Genomic DNA, 14,527 nt, shown 5'->3' with positions numbered 1-14,527 from the left:
CTTAAGGCGAATTTTACGCCCCTCGGCGCAAGACGGTGTCGATCCGGGACGACAGGGACGTGGGAACAGCAATGACGCGAGACGGACAGCGAGTGCTGATGGTGATCGACGACGAACCGGCCCAGCGCCGGCTGGTCGGTGCGATCGCGGGGCGGCGCGGCTGGCGGACGGTGTTCGCGAACGATGCGCGGGCGGCCTTGGCCATGCTGAATACGCCCGACGGGCTGGCGCTGGATGCGGTGCTGCTCGACCATTGGTCGCCCGACGCCGATGCGCTGACGCTGATCGCCGATCTGCGCGCCGCGCGGCCGACATTGGCAATCCTGATGTTGACTGCAAACGAGTCGGTTGCCGGCGCGGTGGCGGCGATGCGGGCCGGGGCGAGCGACTTTCTGGTCAAGCCGCTGGCCGCCGAACGGCTGCTCGCCGCGCTCGAAGCGGCGGCGGGGGCAAGCGGCGACGGCGAATTGCGTCCGCTGACCGAGAAGCTGTCGATGACGCTGGCGTTCGACGAGATCGTCGGATCGGCCCCGCAATTCCGCGCCGCGCTGGCGATCGCGGCAAAGGCAGCGCGCGCCCGCGTGCCGGTGCTGATCGAAGGGGAAAGCGGCGTCGGCAAGGAAGTCGTCGCCGAGGCGATCCACGCCGCCTCCCCGCGCGCCCGCAAGCCGATGGTGCGCGTCAATTGCGGCGCGATCGCCGCCAACCTGGTCGAAAGCGAGCTGTTCGGCCATGAGAAAGGCGCGTTCACCGGCGCGTTCGAACGCAAGGCCGGCCGGTTCCAGGAGGCGGACGGCGGCACCATCTTCCTCGACGAGATCGGCGAGATGCCGTTCGAGACGCAAGTCAAGCTGCTGCGGGTGCTGCAATCGGGCGAGATCCAGTCGGTCGGCGCGCGCACCACGCGCGAAGTCGATGTCCGCGTGATCGCCGCGACCAACAAGACGCTGATGGCCGAGGTCGAGGCGGGCCGGTTCCGCGAGGACCTGTATTACCGGCTGAACGTCGTGCAGGTGACGATCCCGCCGCTTCGCGAACGGCGCGGCGACATTCCCGCGCTTGCCCGCCATCTGCTGGCGCGGATCGCGCAGCAGCCGGGCTTGCGGCAGTTGGGCATCACCGACGATGCGATCACGCTGCTCGACAGCTATGGCTGGCCGGGCAATGTCCGACAGTTGCAGAACGCGCTGTTCCGTGCGGCGGTGCTGTGCGAGGGCGACGCGCTGACCCGGAGCGACTTCCCGCAGATCGCCCAGATCGCGCAGGGCGAGGCGCCGCCGCCGGTGACGCTGGTCCAGCGCCACGACATGGCGGGCGGGGTGACGTTGTTCCGCCCCGACGGCAATCTGCGCATGCTGGAGGAGATCGAGGCCGACGTCATCCGGCTCGCCATCGGCCATTATCGCGGCCGCATGACCGAAGTCGCCCGGCGGCTGGGGATCGGGCGCTCGACGCTGTATCGCAAGCTGGGCGAACTGGGGATCGACCAGAGCGCGGCTTGAGATTCGAGACCGCACGACCTGCATCCCGTCGCCCCGGGCTTGACCGAGATATTTGCGAAAGCCCCTTCTCGTGCCCCGGCGAAGGCCGGGGCCCAGTTGGGGGACGTCAGCAACCTATCGGAAAACCCTACCAACTGGACCCCGGCCTTCGCCGGGGTACGGGCTGGCTTTGGCTCCGTCCCGGACGATCGCAGCGGCTTCGGTGACGTCCGGATGACGTGGAATCGGGCGTGGTGCATGGATATTGACGGTGGGACCCAACGCAACGGCTAAACCGACACCTCGCGCCATTCCCCCGGGGCCAGCCCCTCGACCGTCCACTCGCCCACCCGCCAGCGCACCAGCCGCAGCGTCGGCAGGCCGACCGCGGCGGTCATCCGCCGCACCTGCCGGTTGCGGCCTTCGCGGATGGTGATCGACAGCCAGTGATCGGGCACGGTCTTGCGAAAGCGCACCGGCGGCACCCGCTCCCACAATGCGGGCGGATCGATCGCGGCGACCTCCGCCGGGCGGGTCGGTCCGTCGTTCAGCGTCACCCCGCGCCGCAGCCGGTCGAGCGCCGCGTCGTCGCGCGCGCCCTCGACCTGCACCCAATAGGTCTTGGCCAGCTTGAACCGCGGATCGGCGATGCGCGCCTGCAGTCCGCCATCGTCGGTCAGCAACAGCAACCCTTCACTGTCGCGGTCGAGCCGCCCGGCGGGATAGACGCCCGGCACCGCGACATGGTCCGACAGCGTCGCGCGCGCCCCTTCGGTCCCGCGATCGGTAAATTGCGACAGCACGCCATAGGGTTTGTTGAGCAGGATCAGGCGCGCCATGCCACCCTGTCGGCGATCCGCCCCGCGCTGTCGAGGGGAACCGGATGTTGCCGCGAACCGTCCCTATCCTGTAGCCCCTGCGCACCATCGGTGGAGAACCCCATGAAGACCGTTTCGACCGCGCGCGCCCATGGCGGCACGCAGGGCGTCTATTCCCACGAATCGACCGCGACCGGCACGACCATGACCTTTTCGGTGTTCGTGCCGCCGCTCGAGCCGGGGCAGCGGGCGCCGGTGCTCTGGTACCTGTCGGGGCTGACCTGCACCCATGCCAATGTCACCGACAAGGGCGAATATCGCGCGGCGTGCGCCGAGGCGGGCATCGCCTTCATCGCGCCCGACACCTCGCCACGCGGCGAAGACGTACCCGACGATCCGGAGGGCGCATGGGATTTCGGCCTCGGCGCGGGCTTCTATGTCGATGCGACCGAGGATCCATGGGCGCAACATTATCGGATGCGCTCCTATATCGAGGACGAACTGCCCGCGCTGGTCACCGCCGAATTCCCGATGCTCGATTGCAGTCGGCAGTCGATCACCGGCCATTCGATGGGCGGGCATGGCGCGCTGACCATCGGCTTGCGCAATCCCGACCGCTTCCGCTCGATCTCCGCCTTCGCGCCGATCGTCGCGCCGTCGCAGGTGCCATGGGGGGAAAAGGCGCTGGGCGGCTATCTCGGCGACGATCGCTCGGCATGGCGCGCGGCGGATGCGGTCGCGCTGATCGAGGATGGCGCGCGGGTGAAGGAAATCCTGATCGATCAGGGGGCTGCCGACAATTTCCTGTCCGAACAACTACGCCCGGAATTGCTGGCCAAAGCATGCGCGGACGCCGGCATCGACTGCACGCTGCGGATGCAGCCGGGATACGACCATAGCTATCATTTCATCTCGACCTTCATGGCCGATCATGTGCGGTGGCATGGCGCGCGGTTGGTGGACCGGTAACCCGTTGTCATTCCCGCGCAGGCGGGAATGGCGATAGAGGCGCTACCATCGACCCGTCGCTTGGCAGGATAGCGCTGCGAAAGCCGTTCGATAAGCTCGAAACTCCGGTACCCCGGCGAAGGCCGGGGTCCAGTTGGGAAGGCTTCTCCGTACCTTACCCCCGTCCCCCAACTGGGCCCCGGCCTTCGCCGGGGTACGTGGAGAAACTTTCGCAGAGGTCACCTCGTAAGGCAGGCGAGAAAATCAAACCGCCCCCCGCGCGTCGATCAGGTCGAGCACGTCGCCGATCAGCGCGCGCATCGCGCTTCGCGCCGCCACGGAATCGCGCGCGGCGATCGCCTCCGCCACCGCCGCATGCTGTTCGACGCTGGCCGAGCGGCCGACGATGGTGTTGGTGAAGCGGATCGAGGTGTTGAGCGCGGTCGCCACCATCTCGCGGAACTGCGCGTAGAAGGGGTTCTTGGCGGCGAGCAGGATCGCGACGTGAAAGTCGATATCGGCCTCCAGCGGATCGTCCTCGCCGCGTTCCGCCGCCGCCATCCGCGCAAGGCCATCGGCGATCCGCGCCTGATCGTCATCGTCCGCCGCGACCGCCGCCAGCGCCGCCGCTTCGGGCTCGATCGCGACGCGGAGTTGATTGAACTGGCGCAGCAGCTCGACCGAGAATTTGCGGTCGAGCAGCCAGTGCAGCACATCGGGGTCGAACAAATTCCATGCCGCCGCCGGGCGCACCACCGTCCCCTGGCGCGGGCGGGCGCTGACCAGTCCCTTGGCGGTCAGCATCTTCACCGCCTCACGGGTCACCGACCGGCTGATGCCATGCGCCTTGCCGATCTCCGCCTCGGTCGGGAACGGCGTTTCGTCATATTCGCCGGTAACGATCGCGCGGCCGAGCGTGTCGAGCGTCGTGCGGGTCAAATTGCCGCCGGGCATTCCGGTCATCCGCGCCGCCATCCCGTCTCCTTTCGGTTCGTCCGTACCGCTTGGCACTGGACACATTGCATTCGTCGTATAATTGTCCGCCTCCAAAAGCCAGTGGGCGGGGAGGACATCATGCGTCTGTCGACGATCGATCTGATCGTCGTGGTCATCTATGCGATCGGCATTTTCGGCCTCGCGCAATGGGTGAGCCGCGACAAGGGGGGGCATCAGAAGGACAGCTCCGATTACTTCCTTGCGTCCAAATCGCTCCCTTGGTGGGCGATCGGCGCGTCGCTGATCGCGGCCAACATCTCGGCCGAACAGATCGTCGGCATGGCGGGCTCTGGCTATGCGATCGGCCTCGCCATCGCCTCGTACGAATGGATGGCGGCGCTGACGCTGCTGATCGTCGGCAAATTCTTCCTGCCGATCTTCCTGCGCAACGAAATCTACACGATGCCCCAGTTCCTCGAACAGCGGTACGGCCCGTCGATCCGCACGCTGATGGCGGTATTCTGGCTGGCGCTGTACGTGTTCGTCAACCTGACCAGCATCATCTGGCTCGGCTCGATCGCGGTGACGCAGGTCGCGGGCGTCGACCAGACGGTGGCGCTGATCGGCCTCGGCCTGTTCGCCTTGCTCTACCAGCTGCGCGGCGGGCTGAAGGCGGTGGCGCTGACCGACATCGTGCAGGTCACGCTGCTGGTGTTCGGCGGCCTCACCATCTCCTACCTGACGCTGTCGCAGATCGGTGGCGATGCCGGGGTGCTGGGCGGGTTCGCCGAGTTGAGCCGCCGTGCGCCCGAGAAGTTCGACATGATCCTGAGCGCCGACAATCCGTTCTACAAGGATCTGCCGGGCCTGTCGGTGCTGATCGGCGGCATGTGGATCGCGAACCTGAGCTATTGGGGGTTCAACCAATATATCATCCAGCGCGCGCTGGCGGCCAAGTCGCTGCCCGAAGCGCAGAAGGGCATCGTCTTCGCCGCGTACCTAAAGCTGTTGATGCCGCTGGTGATCGTCGTGCCCGGCATCGCCGCGGTGCTGCTCGCGCCCGACCTCGCCAAGCCCGACGAAGCCTATCCGACGATGATGCGGCTGCTGCCCTCGGGGCTGCTCGGGCTGGTCTTCGCCGCGCTGATCGCCGCGATCATCGCCTCGACCGCATCCAAGATCAATTCGATCGCGACGATCTTCACCCTCGACCTCTATGCCAAGCGCACCAGCGAGAGCGGGCAGATGGATGCCGGGCAGGAACGCAAGCTGGTCCGCATCGGCCGCATCGCCGCGACCATCGCCATCCTGATCGCGATCGTCGCCGCCCGCCCGTTGCTCGGTGGCGCGGATCAGGCGTTCCAGTTCATCCAGGAATTTTCGGGCTTCTTCACGCCGGGGATCACCGTGATCTTCCTGCTGGGCCTGTTCTGGAAACGTGCGACCGAAGCCGGCGCGATCGGCGCGGCGATCGCCTCGGTCGTGCTGTCCTATCTGTTCCGGGAGTTCGCGCCGGGCATCCCGTTCATGGACCGGATGGGCATCGTCTTCCTGCTCAGCCTCGGCCTCGCCATCCTGTTGTCGCTGGCGGTGAAGGGGCGCGGTGACGCCAACCGCATCACGATGCAGGGCGTGTCGTTCGGCACCTCGACCGGGTTCAACGTCGCCGGTCTGGGCGTCATCCTGATCCTCATCGCGCTGTACGCGACATGGTGGTGAGCCCGTTCATCGCCCTCGACTGGGGCACCACCAACCGCCGCGCCTATCGCATCGAAGACGGGCGCATCGCCGCGACCGCCAAGTCGCCGAAGGGCGTGTCGGCGATGGCGGCGGACGAATACCCGCAAGAAATGGCGGCGATCCGGGTGGAACTGGGCGACCTGCCGGTGCTGATGGCGGGCATGGTCGGGTCGACGATCGGCTGGCGGGTCGCGCCCTATGTCGCGGTCCCCGCCGATATCGCCGACATCGCCGCGCACCTCACCTGGATCGACGATCGGACCGCGATCGTCCCCGGCCTGTCCTTCACCGACGGCAGTCACGGCGACGTGATGCGGGGCGAGGAAGTGCAGTTGCTCGGCGCGGCGCTGGCCGGACAGGTACCGGCGGACGCGCTGCTCTGCCAGCCCGGCACGCACTGCAAATGGGTCGAGCTGACCGGGGGCAAGGTCACCGCCTTCACCACCGCGATGACCGGCGAGCTGTTCGCGCTGCTGAAGGGCGGCGGCGTGCTGGCGCCCCAACTTGCCGCGCCGGTCATCGCTGGCGATTCGTTTCGCGAAGGCGTCCGCGAAGGGGCGAAGCGCGACCTTGCCGCCAGCCTGTTCGGCATCCGCGCGTCGCACGTCCTCGGTCTCCGCGACGAAGCGCAGGCGGCGTCCTATGCCAGCGGCGTGCTGATCGGCAGCGACGTCGCCGCACGCATCGGTGGCGGCCGCGACGTCCATCTGGTCGCCGACGGCGATCTCGCCACCCTGTACGCGACCGCGATCGAGACGCTGGGCGGCCGCGCCATTGTCAGCGGGTGCGAGCATGCCTTTATCGCCGGTATCACCCATATCCGAAAGTTGTCCGCATGAGCCATTTGTCCGCCTTCGACGCCGCCTTCGCCCGCTGCCCGCTGGTCGCGATCCTGCGCGGGGTCCAGCCGCATGAGGTGGAAGGGATCGGCGACGCGCTGATCGATGCCGGCTTCACCATCGTCGAAGTGCCGCTCAACTCGCCCGACCCGTATGAAAGCATCACCCGCCTGTCGAAGAAGCTTGAGGGGTACGCGGCAGTAGGCGCGGGCACCGTGCTGACCGTCGAGCAGGTCGAACGGGTCGAGGCGGCGGGCGGCACGCTCATCATCTCGCCCAATGCCAATAGCGCGGTGATTTCGGCAGCGGCCGAACGGGGACTGGTGGCGATGCCCGGCATCGCGACCCCGACCGAAGCCTTTGCCGCGCTGGAAGCCGGTGCCGCCGCGCTCAAACTCTTCCCTGCCGAAGCGGCCAGCCCGGCAGTGATGAAGGCGATGCGCGCCGTGCTCCCTCGCGACGTGCGGATGCTGCCGGTCGGCGGCATCGTGCCATCGGTGCTGGTCGATTGGCACAAGGCGGGGGCGGCGGGCTATGGCCTTGGTTCGGCGCTCTACGTGCCGGGCATGAACGCGGACACGGTCGGCGAGCGCGCGCGGGCGTTCGTCGCGGCGTGGAGCGCGCTGGAGAAGTAAGCGCCGTCCGAAACCGTATCCGCGCGCAGGCGAGACCTTTGCAAAAGTCTCTCGATTACCTGTAAACGCCTCGTACCCCGGCGAAGGCCGGGGTCCAGTTGGGAAGGCTTTTGCGCACCTTACCGACGTGCCCCAACTGGGCCCCGGCCTTCGCCGGGGTACAAGAAGGTTGGTTTCGCAAAGGTCTCGCGCAGGCAGGGGTCCACAGCCAAACAGCGCACCGTCTGCGGCGCTGGATTCCCGCCCGCGCGGAGATATGCCGTTCCGTACGGACGTGGGACTTAAGGGAAACCCCCGCCCCCTCGACCGTTTGCCTTGCTCCCCCCTTGTCGGAGCACCGCCCATGTCGCACCCCCGCCCCGTCCTCGGCCTGTTCGCCGGGATCGCCGCCGGCCTGATCGCCTCCGCCGCGATGGCCGCGTTCCAGTCGGTCGCCGCCAAGCCAATGGGACAGGACCAGGGCGACGACGATCCCGCGACGGTGAAGGCTGCGGACAAGGTCGCACTCGCCACCACCGGCACGTGCGTGCCCGACGCCTATCGCGCGCCCGCGGGACAGGCGGTGCATTATCTGACCGGCGCGGCGTTGGGCGGGCTGTACGGCGTGCTCACCGAATATCGGCCGGGCGCAGCGAGCGGCTTCGGCAGCCTGTACGGCATCGCCACCTCTGCCCTGCTCGACGAAGCGGCGGTACCGGCGGCGGGGCTGGGATCGGCACCATGGGACACGTCCGCCGCGACCCACGCCTATGGTGCGCTGGCGCATTTGGTGTTCGGCGTGTCGCTGGAGGGGGCACGGTCGTTGCTGGGCGGGCGGCAAGGCTAGGCCCCTTCCGCCCCCCTTCCGTTCGGTTCGAGCCCCCCCCAGCCGTTTGCTTCGAGCGCAGGTTCGAGCCTGTCGAGAACCGAAGTTGAGAAGGGGTTGCCCCAAGCGGAGCGTTCTCGACGAGGGGCAGGTCGGATTGTCCCCCGGACAATCCTGAACCATGCGGGGCATGGTTCACCTGTCCCTCTTCTCGACTTCGCTCGAAGCTGCTCGAACCGAACGGGTAAGTAGGACAGGTAAGTGCTACCTACCGCCCGACCAACTCGACCATCCCGACCTCGATCACTGGTATCTCCCAGGGATGCACCGCCGCGATCGCCGCCAGTTCGGCATCGATATTCATATCCATCGCCGCATAGGTCTTCACCACCACCGTCGGCACGACCGCCGCCTCGCCGGCTCGCCCGGTGGTCGGCAACGCCTCAGCGCCGGGCACGAAGCTTTCCAGCCCGAAGCCCAGTTCGAACACCCCGCTATACGGCCCGATCGCGCCCAGCACGTCGCTGCCCCGGATCACGCCGACCACCCCGGCCAGCACCGGATCGTCGCCAAGCGCCGCCGCCTCGCCCGCCTGCAACCGCGCGAGGACATTGCCCGTCACCGGACAATGCACCCGCACCACCTGCATGGCGGTCCGCATCACAGCAGCAGCCAGTCGTTGCGACTGCGCGGCTTGATCTCGCCGCCGCCCTGCCGCCGCGCTAGTTCGGTTTCGGCGGTGAAGCGGACATCCTCGTCGCGGTCGGTCAGGAAGCCATCGAGCGAATCATCGTCGATCTCGGTCCAGGCGCGCCCGCGATCGGGGCCATAGCGCACCCGCGGCAACAGTCCCGGCAGACGAGACCATTCGAGCAGCTGCGCGATCGACGCCTCGTTCAGCATGTCGCGCAGGTGGAAGGCGGTGACATAGGCATCGGGAAACGCCCGATGCGCCGGCAGCCCGCGTTCATGCTCCATGCCCTGCGGCTTGCGCCAGTAGCGCAGCATCTGGTTCGAAAAGCCCGGGCTGTCCGGCCACAACCGCAGCGCGCATTTCCACGTGCAGATCCAGTCGGCCCCGTGCGTCAGTTGCGCGGTACAGAATTTCTGTTCGAAATCCGCACGATGTGCCGCCAGTGCTACGCGACGGGGGTAGGGGTCGAGCACGCGGCGGGCAATATCCTGCCACCACGGCGCATCGGCGACCTGTTCGTCGAGGATGTGATGCACCGCCTGCGTCACCGGCGGGATCGGGCGGCCGGGATTGACGAAATGCTGCCCGCCCTCGCCCAGCAATTCCCAGCGGCCGTCCTCGCCCAGCGCCACGTCCTGCCAGCCGACCTCGCACACGCCATGCGCGGGGGGAGCCTGCCCGGTGGTTTCGAGGTCGACGACACGGATGATCTGCGGTTGCGCCATGGGGCACAAATGGCGCTTTGGGGCCGAAAATGCCACCCCGGGGGCGGTGAGGGTCCGGTTTGAAAGAAGGAAGCGCTGGTTCGCGCAAAGGCGCAAAGGACGCCAAGGGGTTACGTGCGCGGCACGGCCGGCGCGAACGGCAGACAGTTCCGCTCGTGGAAATTGCGATACCGTGCCGTTACGCGAAACCCCTTTGCGGCCTTCGCGCCGTCGCGCGAACTAGGTAGCTACCCCCGAACAATCCCGGACGCCGCGAGTTGCGCGTCGACCTCACCCAATAACCGCGCCAACCCTTCCTCGGTCCACGCCTCCGCCCGCGCGGTCAGCACGTCCTGCGTGTTCGAGGCGCGCAGCAGCCACCATCCGTCGGCCGTCGTCACCCGCGCGCCATCGGTCGTGTTCACCTGCGCCCCCGCCGCCGCCAGCCGCGCGAGCACTTCGTCGACCACCGCGAACTTGCGCGTCTCGTCGACCTTGAAGCGCAGTTCGGGCGTGGTCGCCATTTCGGGCATCGCATCGCGCAATTCGGTCAGCGACCGCCCGCTCAGATGGATCGCGCGGATCAGCCGCACCGCCGCATAGGGCGCGTCGTCGAACCCGTAATCGTCGCCGCCGAAAAACACATGCCCCGACATTTCGGCAGCCAGCGGCGCGCCGGTTTCCAGCAGCTTGGTCTTCATCGGGCTGTGCCCGGTCTTCCACATCAGCGGCTTGCCACCCAGTTCAGTGATGCGGTCGAACAGCAGCTGGCTGGCCTTAACGTCCGCAATGATCGTCGCGCCGGGCGTCTCGCGCAGTTGCGGCTCGGCGAGCAGCATCAGCAACTGATCACCCCACAGCGTCCGCCCCCGTCCGTCGACCGCCCCGATCCGATCGCCATCGCCGTCGAACGCCAACCCGAAATCGAGCCCCTTGTCGGCGACCAGCCGCTTCAGGTCGACCAGATTGGCCTCCTCGGTCGGATCGGGATGATGATGCGGGAAACGGCCATCGACTTCGGTGAACAGCAGGTGATGTTCGCCGGGCAGCAGCGCGACCAACCGCTCGATCACCGGCCCCGCCGCCCCGCTGCCGGTATCCCAGCCGATGCGGTAGCTGCCCCCGGCATAGCCGGCCATCAGCCGTCCGACATAGGCATCGACATGGTCATGGTCGGTGACGTTCCCCGCACCCTCGTCCCAGTCGCCCGTCGCCGCCATCGCGCCCAGCCGCTGGATATCGTCGCCAAAGAACGGGCGGTGCTGCAACACCATCTTGAAGCCGTTGTGATCGGCCGGATTGTGGCTGCCGGTGACCTGAATGCCGCCATCGACCTCCAGCATCGCTTCGGCATGATAGAGCATCGGCGTGGGGCCAAGGCCGATGCGCACGACGTCCACCCCGCTGGCGATCAGCCCGGCGACCAGCGCCGCCTCCAGCTCGGGCGACGACAACCGCCCGTCGCGCCCGACCACGACCCGCGTACCGCCCGCGCGCCGCACCAGCGTCGCGAAGCCGCGCCCGATCGCATTCGCGTCGACCGCGCCCAGCGTCCGCCCGACGACCCCGCGAATGTCGTATTCGCGTAGCGAACTGGGGTGGAATCGGTGGGTCATGTCACGTTCCTCGCCATTACAAGGCGGACGGGTTTAGGTCGAAGCGGCAACGGAAAGTAGGGAAAAGAAGCGGTTCGCGCAGAGGCGCAAAGGCGCAGAGAGGTTGCACCTGCCGCGAACCGCCCGCGACCGGGAGACCTTCTGCACGGTTCAGACCGGACGAAAGGCCCGCCGTCGCGGGTACCGTTGCCCCTGGCGCAACCTCTCCGCGCCTCTGCGCCTCTGCGCGAAAACTACTTTCTTCTTATCTTCGAACAGCGGCTCAATGCCGCAACCGCCCCAACAGCACATCCCGCGCCGCATTGATCCGCCGCGCCAGATCGGCCGACCCGCCGCGATCGGGATGGACCGCCTGCATCAGCCGCCGGTGCGCGGCGCGGATTTCGCCCGCCTTCGCATCCTTGCCGACGCCGAGGATGGCTCGCGCCTCGGCCTCGCCGCCCACTTTCTTCGGCTTGGCGCGCAGCCACAACCAGAAGGCGAGGATCATCGCGACGATCAGGACGAACTTGAGCATCGCGCCGGGAACGTCAGATCGCGGTCGGCGCGCCGAGCGGTTCGGGCAGTTGCAGCCCGCCCATCATCTCGCGCAATTCCTGCCGCGCCGCGACATGCGACAGCCCCATCTCGCCGAATTCGTTGCGGTCGAGCATGGTCAGCCCCGACGGGAACAGTTCGCGATAGACGACGCGTTCGGACAGGCCCGGCGTCACGCGAAAGCCGACGCGCTTCGACAGCGAATTGATCGCCTCCGACACGCGGCGCATGTTGCGCGCCTCGATATGCTGCAGCCGGTTGCGCAGCACGACCCAGTCGATCGTCGACCCGTCGATCTTCGCGCGGTGCTTGCGCGTTTCCCAGATCAGTTCGGAATAGAAGCTCGGCCGCGTCACCTTGAACGTGTCGGGATCGACCTGTCCGATCAGGTCGAAATCGACGAAGCTGTCGTTCATCGGCGTGACCAGCGTATCGGCATTGGTCACCGCGATCCGTGCGAAGCGGTCGTCGCGACCCGGCGTGTCGATGACGAGGAATTCGGCATTCTCGCCCAACCGGCCGAGCGCGTCGTTGAAGCGCGTCATGCTCTCGCCGTCATGCGTGTCGTAGATCGGCATCGGCAGGTTGCGGCCGGTGCGCTTGATCGTCTCCGCCCGGTTGTCGAGATAGCGGCCCAGCGTCCGCTGGCGATGGTCGAGGTCGAAGCACGCGACGCGCGCGCCCTTCGCCGCCAATGCGATGGCGACATGCACTGCCGTCGTCGACTTGCCGGTGCCGCCCTTCTCGTTGGCGAACACGATGACGTGCAACCGATCCGAACCTTCGTCCAAGCGCGCAACCCAACCTTGTTGATCCCGGACGGCCTGATCCAGTACAGCCGCCTCCCCCACCCATATCGAAGGGCCATCGGCCGTGCAAATTATACGTCGGTTGGAGGTGCTTCGCGAAGCGCTCGACCAGTTTACCCAGGCGGGGGAAGGCGTTGCGCTGGTCCCGACGATGGGCGCGCTCCATGCCGGCCATATGGCGCTGGTCGATGCCGCGCGCCGCCGCGCAGCCCGGGTCGTCGTGTCGATCTTCGTCAATCCCAAGCAGTTCGGCCCGAACGAGGATCTGGCGCGCTATCCCAGGCGTGAGGCCGCCGATGCGCAGATGCTGTCCGAAGCGGGCGTCGACATCCTCTGGGCGCCCGAGGTCGAGGAAATGTATCCGGCGGGCTTTGCCACCAATGTCAGCGTCGCGGGCGTCAGCGAGGTGCTCGACGGCGCACACCGCCCCGGCCATTTCGATGGCGTCGCAACGGTCGTCAGCAAATTGTTCGGACAGGTCCGCCCGGCGGTCGCGCTGTTCGGCGAAAAGGATTTCCAGCAACTGGCGGTCATCCGCCGCATGACCGCCGACCTGCATCTGACGCCCGAGATCGTCGGCGTACCGACGCAGCGCGAGGATGACGGCCTCGCTTTGTCGTCGCGCAACATCTATCTCGACGAAACCGAACGCGCCCGCGCCGTCGCCCTGCCGCGCGCACTGGGCGAGGCGAAGCGCGGCATCGAACGCGGCGACGATCCAGCGACCGCGCTGGCGGCGGCGATCGCGACACTGACCCGCGCCGGCTTCGATCCCGATTACGTGACGCTGGTCGACGCCGAAACGCTGACCGCCCCCATTCGCGGCCGCCCCGCCCGGCTGCTGGCGGCCGCGCGGATCGGCACGACGCGGCTGATCGACAATATCGCGGTGACGTTCGAGTAGACGCTGCATGCAGACCAAGTGATTGTTCGCGCAGAGGCGCAAAGGGCGCAAAGGGGTCGCGTTCTGCGCAATGTTCCCCGCGGCAGCGGCTTTCCAAACCGGTTGCCGCCGCTCGCGAGGTCTACCGGTCGCGGTCCAGTTGCCAGAAACACAACCCTTTGCGCCCTTCGCGCCTCTGCGCGATCAAACCCTTCTTCCTCTTAAACCTGAACCAGCATCCACACGGCCATCGCGACCATCAGCAGATTCTCGGTCAGCGACACGAAGCCCAGCGGCACATTGCTGTTGCCGCCGACGCACGCGCATTTGAGCGAGCGTTTGTCGATATAGACCGCCTTCACCACCGACACCGCCCCGACCGTCCCGATCACCAACGCAACGGGAATCGCGATCCACAACAGCGCGCCGGCGATCATCAGCACGCCCGCCAGCCCCTCCGCCCATGGATAGACCCATGCATAGCGCACCACCCGCTGCGCCAGCAGGTCATAGCCCAGGAAGCCATTGGCGAACCCGTCAATATCGCGCAGCTTCTGCAAGGATAACAAGCACATGGCGATACCGACGAACCATTCCCCCGCCCGCATGGTCAGCGCGTCGCCGAACGCCGAATGACTTGCCGCCAGCGCGATCGCCGCCGCCATGCCAAAGATCGCCACGACCGGGGCATAGGTCGTCGCCTTTGGATCGCGGACCTTCAGCCCGAAATGGCGGCGCAAATCGTCATGGCCGCCAATCCGCTGTCCGTCGATGAAGGTCTGCGGCGTGGTCCTGACGTCATGCTCGGCCTTGAACGCATCGACCTCGGCGCGCGTCGTCAGATGCCGGTCGTCGACCGTAAATCCATGCCGCCGCAACAGATCGAGCGCCCGCCGCCCGAACGGGCAGACATGGTCGGGCATCACCATGCGGTAGAGGGTAGCGGTCCTGGCCATCACGGCTCCTTTCACCCGCTATATGGGGAGGCGCGGCGACCGCTGCACGCCCGGCTTTCCTACAGCGGGAGCGGATGCCATGCTCGGCAGGTTCTTTGACATGGTCGCGTTCTCGCCCGCCCCGAA

The 14,527-nt window shown here is 67.2% G+C and carries 15 protein-coding genes; 7 read left to right on the top strand and 8 right to left on the bottom strand.

The features are described 5' to 3' along the window. Positions 1-71: 71 nt before the first annotated feature. On the top strand, positions 72-1,502 hold the full coding sequence (locus tag MF607_RS12070; RefSeq protein WP_242119050.1) for a sigma-54-dependent transcriptional regulator: 1,431 nt from the start codon (positions 72-74) through the stop codon (positions 1,500-1,502). A 269-nt stretch (positions 1,503-1,771) separates the two neighbouring features. Here MF607_RS12070 and MF607_RS12065 read toward each other — a convergent pair whose 3' ends face one another. Next, on the bottom strand, positions 1,772-2,320 hold the full coding sequence (locus MF607_RS12065; RefSeq protein ID WP_242119048.1) for a pseudouridine synthase: 549 nt from the start codon (positions 2,318-2,320) through the stop codon (positions 1,772-1,774). 102 nt (positions 2,321-2,422) lie between these two features. Here MF607_RS12065 and fghA point away from each other — a divergent pair, with 102 nt between their 5' ends. Then, positions 2,423-3,268, top strand: a complete 846-nt coding sequence (gene fghA, locus MF607_RS12060) for an S-formylglutathione hydrolase (RefSeq protein WP_242119046.1) — start codon at positions 2,423-2,425, stop codon at positions 3,266-3,268. 243 nt (positions 3,269-3,511) lie between these two features. On the opposite strand, the gene MF607_RS12055 is transcribed toward fghA, so the two are convergent. Continuing rightward, on the bottom strand, positions 3,512-4,222 hold the full coding sequence (locus tag MF607_RS12055) for a FadR/GntR family transcriptional regulator (protein ID WP_242119044.1): 711 nt from the start codon (positions 4,220-4,222) through the stop codon (positions 3,512-3,514). Positions 4,223-4,321: 99 nt separating this feature from the next. Here MF607_RS12055 and MF607_RS12050 point away from each other — a divergent pair, with 99 nt between their 5' ends. The 4 genes from MF607_RS12050 (at position 4,322) to MF607_RS12035 (ending at position 8,223) form a co-directional block, all read left to right on the top strand. Then, a complete protein-coding gene (locus MF607_RS12050) occupies positions 4,322-5,902 on the top strand; it encodes a sodium/sugar symporter (protein WP_242119042.1) in 1,581 nt (526 codons plus the stop codon). Further along, on the top strand, positions 5,893-6,762 hold the full coding sequence (locus MF607_RS12045) for a 2-dehydro-3-deoxygalactonokinase (protein ID WP_242119041.1): 870 nt from the start codon (positions 5,893-5,895) through the stop codon (positions 6,760-6,762). The genes MF607_RS12050 and MF607_RS12045 overlap by 10 nt, the downstream gene beginning before the upstream one ends. After that, complete coding sequence (locus MF607_RS12040) at positions 6,759-7,397, top strand: 2-dehydro-3-deoxy-6-phosphogalactonate aldolase (RefSeq protein ID WP_242119038.1); 639 nt, start codon at positions 6,759-6,761, stop codon at positions 7,395-7,397. The genes MF607_RS12045 and MF607_RS12040 overlap by 4 nt, the downstream gene beginning before the upstream one ends. A 343-nt stretch (positions 7,398-7,740) precedes the next feature. Then, entirely contained in the window at positions 7,741-8,223 is a 483-nt protein-coding gene (locus MF607_RS12035; RefSeq protein ID WP_242119036.1) for a DUF1440 domain-containing protein, read from the top strand. 247 nt (positions 8,224-8,470) lie between these two features. Here MF607_RS12035 and MF607_RS12030 read toward each other — a convergent pair whose 3' ends face one another. From MF607_RS12030 to MF607_RS12010, 5 genes are all read right to left on the bottom strand, one after another. Beyond that, positions 8,471-8,866, bottom strand: a complete 396-nt coding sequence (locus MF607_RS12030; protein ID WP_277925879.1) for a hypothetical protein — start codon at positions 8,864-8,866, stop codon at positions 8,471-8,473. After that, the gene (locus MF607_RS12025) at positions 8,863-9,621 is read right to left on the bottom strand and encodes an exonuclease domain-containing protein (RefSeq protein ID WP_242119034.1); all 759 of its coding nucleotides are present in this window, start codon (positions 9,619-9,621) and stop codon (positions 8,863-8,865) included. Before MF607_RS12025 ends, MF607_RS12030 begins: the two co-directional genes overlap by 4 nt. 227 nt (positions 9,622-9,848) lie before the next feature. Then, on the bottom strand, positions 9,849-11,216 hold the full coding sequence (gene pgmG, locus MF607_RS12020; protein ID WP_242119032.1) for a phosphoglucomutase/phosphomannomutase PgmG: 1,368 nt from the start codon (positions 11,214-11,216) through the stop codon (positions 9,849-9,851). Between the two features lie 262 nt (positions 11,217-11,478). Then, positions 11,479-11,733 carry a J domain-containing protein gene (locus tag MF607_RS12015; RefSeq protein WP_242119030.1) on the bottom strand — a complete coding sequence of 85 codons (255 nt, stop codon included), beginning with the start codon at positions 11,731-11,733 and terminating at the stop codon, positions 11,479-11,481. 13 nt (positions 11,734-11,746) lie between these two features. Beyond that, on the bottom strand, positions 11,747-12,544 hold the full coding sequence (locus tag MF607_RS12010; protein WP_242119027.1) for a division plane positioning ATPase MipZ: 798 nt from the start codon (positions 12,542-12,544) through the stop codon (positions 11,747-11,749). An 82-nt stretch (positions 12,545-12,626) separates the two neighbouring features. On the opposite strand from MF607_RS12010, the gene panC reads away from it, so the two are divergent. Beyond that, complete coding sequence (gene panC, locus MF607_RS12005) at positions 12,627-13,466, top strand: pantoate--beta-alanine ligase (protein WP_242119026.1); 840 nt, start codon at positions 12,627-12,629, stop codon at positions 13,464-13,466. A 200-nt stretch (positions 13,467-13,666) separates the two neighbouring features. On the opposite strand, the gene MF607_RS12000 is transcribed toward panC, so the two are convergent. After that, positions 13,667-14,401 (bottom strand): MauE/DoxX family redox-associated membrane protein, encoded by a 735-nt coding sequence (locus MF607_RS12000; protein ID WP_242119024.1) that lies wholly within the window; start codon positions 14,399-14,401, stop codon positions 13,667-13,669. Positions 14,402-14,527: the final 126 nt, after the last annotated feature.

It is taken from the genome of Sphingomonas lacusdianchii (genome assembly GCF_022664395.1).
Lineage (GTDB): Bacteria > Pseudomonadota > Alphaproteobacteria > Sphingomonadales > Sphingomonadaceae > Sphingomonas > Sphingomonas lacusdianchii.
Note: the sequence above shows the minus strand (reverse complement) of the source record. Positions and strands in the feature narration are given on the sequence as shown.

Bases quoted from the DNA above. Each gene is read 5' to 3' on its own strand.
- MF607_RS12070 (WP_242119050.1), top strand. From the start codon at position 72: ATGACGCGAGACGGACAGCGAGTGCTGATGGTGATCGACGACGAACCG.
- MF607_RS12065 (WP_242119048.1), bottom strand. From the start codon at position 2,320: ATGGCGCGCCTGATCCTGCTCAACAAACCCTATGGCGTGCTGTCGCAA.
- fghA (WP_242119046.1), top strand. From the start codon at position 2,423: ATGAAGACCGTTTCGACCGCGCGCGCCCATGGCGGCACGCAGGGCGTC.
- MF607_RS12055 (WP_242119044.1), bottom strand. From the start codon at position 4,222: ATGGCGGCGCGGATGACCGGAATGCCCGGCGGCAATTTGACCCGCACG.
- MF607_RS12050 (WP_242119042.1), top strand. From the start codon at position 4,322: ATGCGTCTGTCGACGATCGATCTGATCGTCGTGGTCATCTATGCGATC.
- MF607_RS12045 (WP_242119041.1), top strand. From the start codon at position 5,893: ATGGTGGTGAGCCCGTTCATCGCCCTCGACTGGGGCACCACCAACCGC.
- MF607_RS12040 (WP_242119038.1), top strand. From the start codon at position 6,759: ATGAGCCATTTGTCCGCCTTCGACGCCGCCTTCGCCCGCTGCCCGCTG.
- MF607_RS12035 (WP_242119036.1), top strand. From the start codon at position 7,741: ATGTCGCACCCCCGCCCCGTCCTCGGCCTGTTCGCCGGGATCGCCGCC.
- MF607_RS12025 (WP_242119034.1), bottom strand. From the start codon at position 9,621: ATGGCGCAACCGCAGATCATCCGTGTCGTCGACCTCGAAACCACCGGG.
- pgmG (WP_242119032.1), bottom strand. From the start codon at position 11,216: ATGACCCACCGATTCCACCCCAGTTCGCTACGCGAATACGACATTCGC.
- MF607_RS12015 (WP_242119030.1), bottom strand. From the start codon at position 11,733: ATGCTCAAGTTCGTCCTGATCGTCGCGATGATCCTCGCCTTCTGGTTG.
- MF607_RS12000 (WP_242119024.1), bottom strand. From the start codon at position 14,401: ATGGCCAGGACCGCTACCCTCTACCGCATGGTGATGCCCGACCATGTC.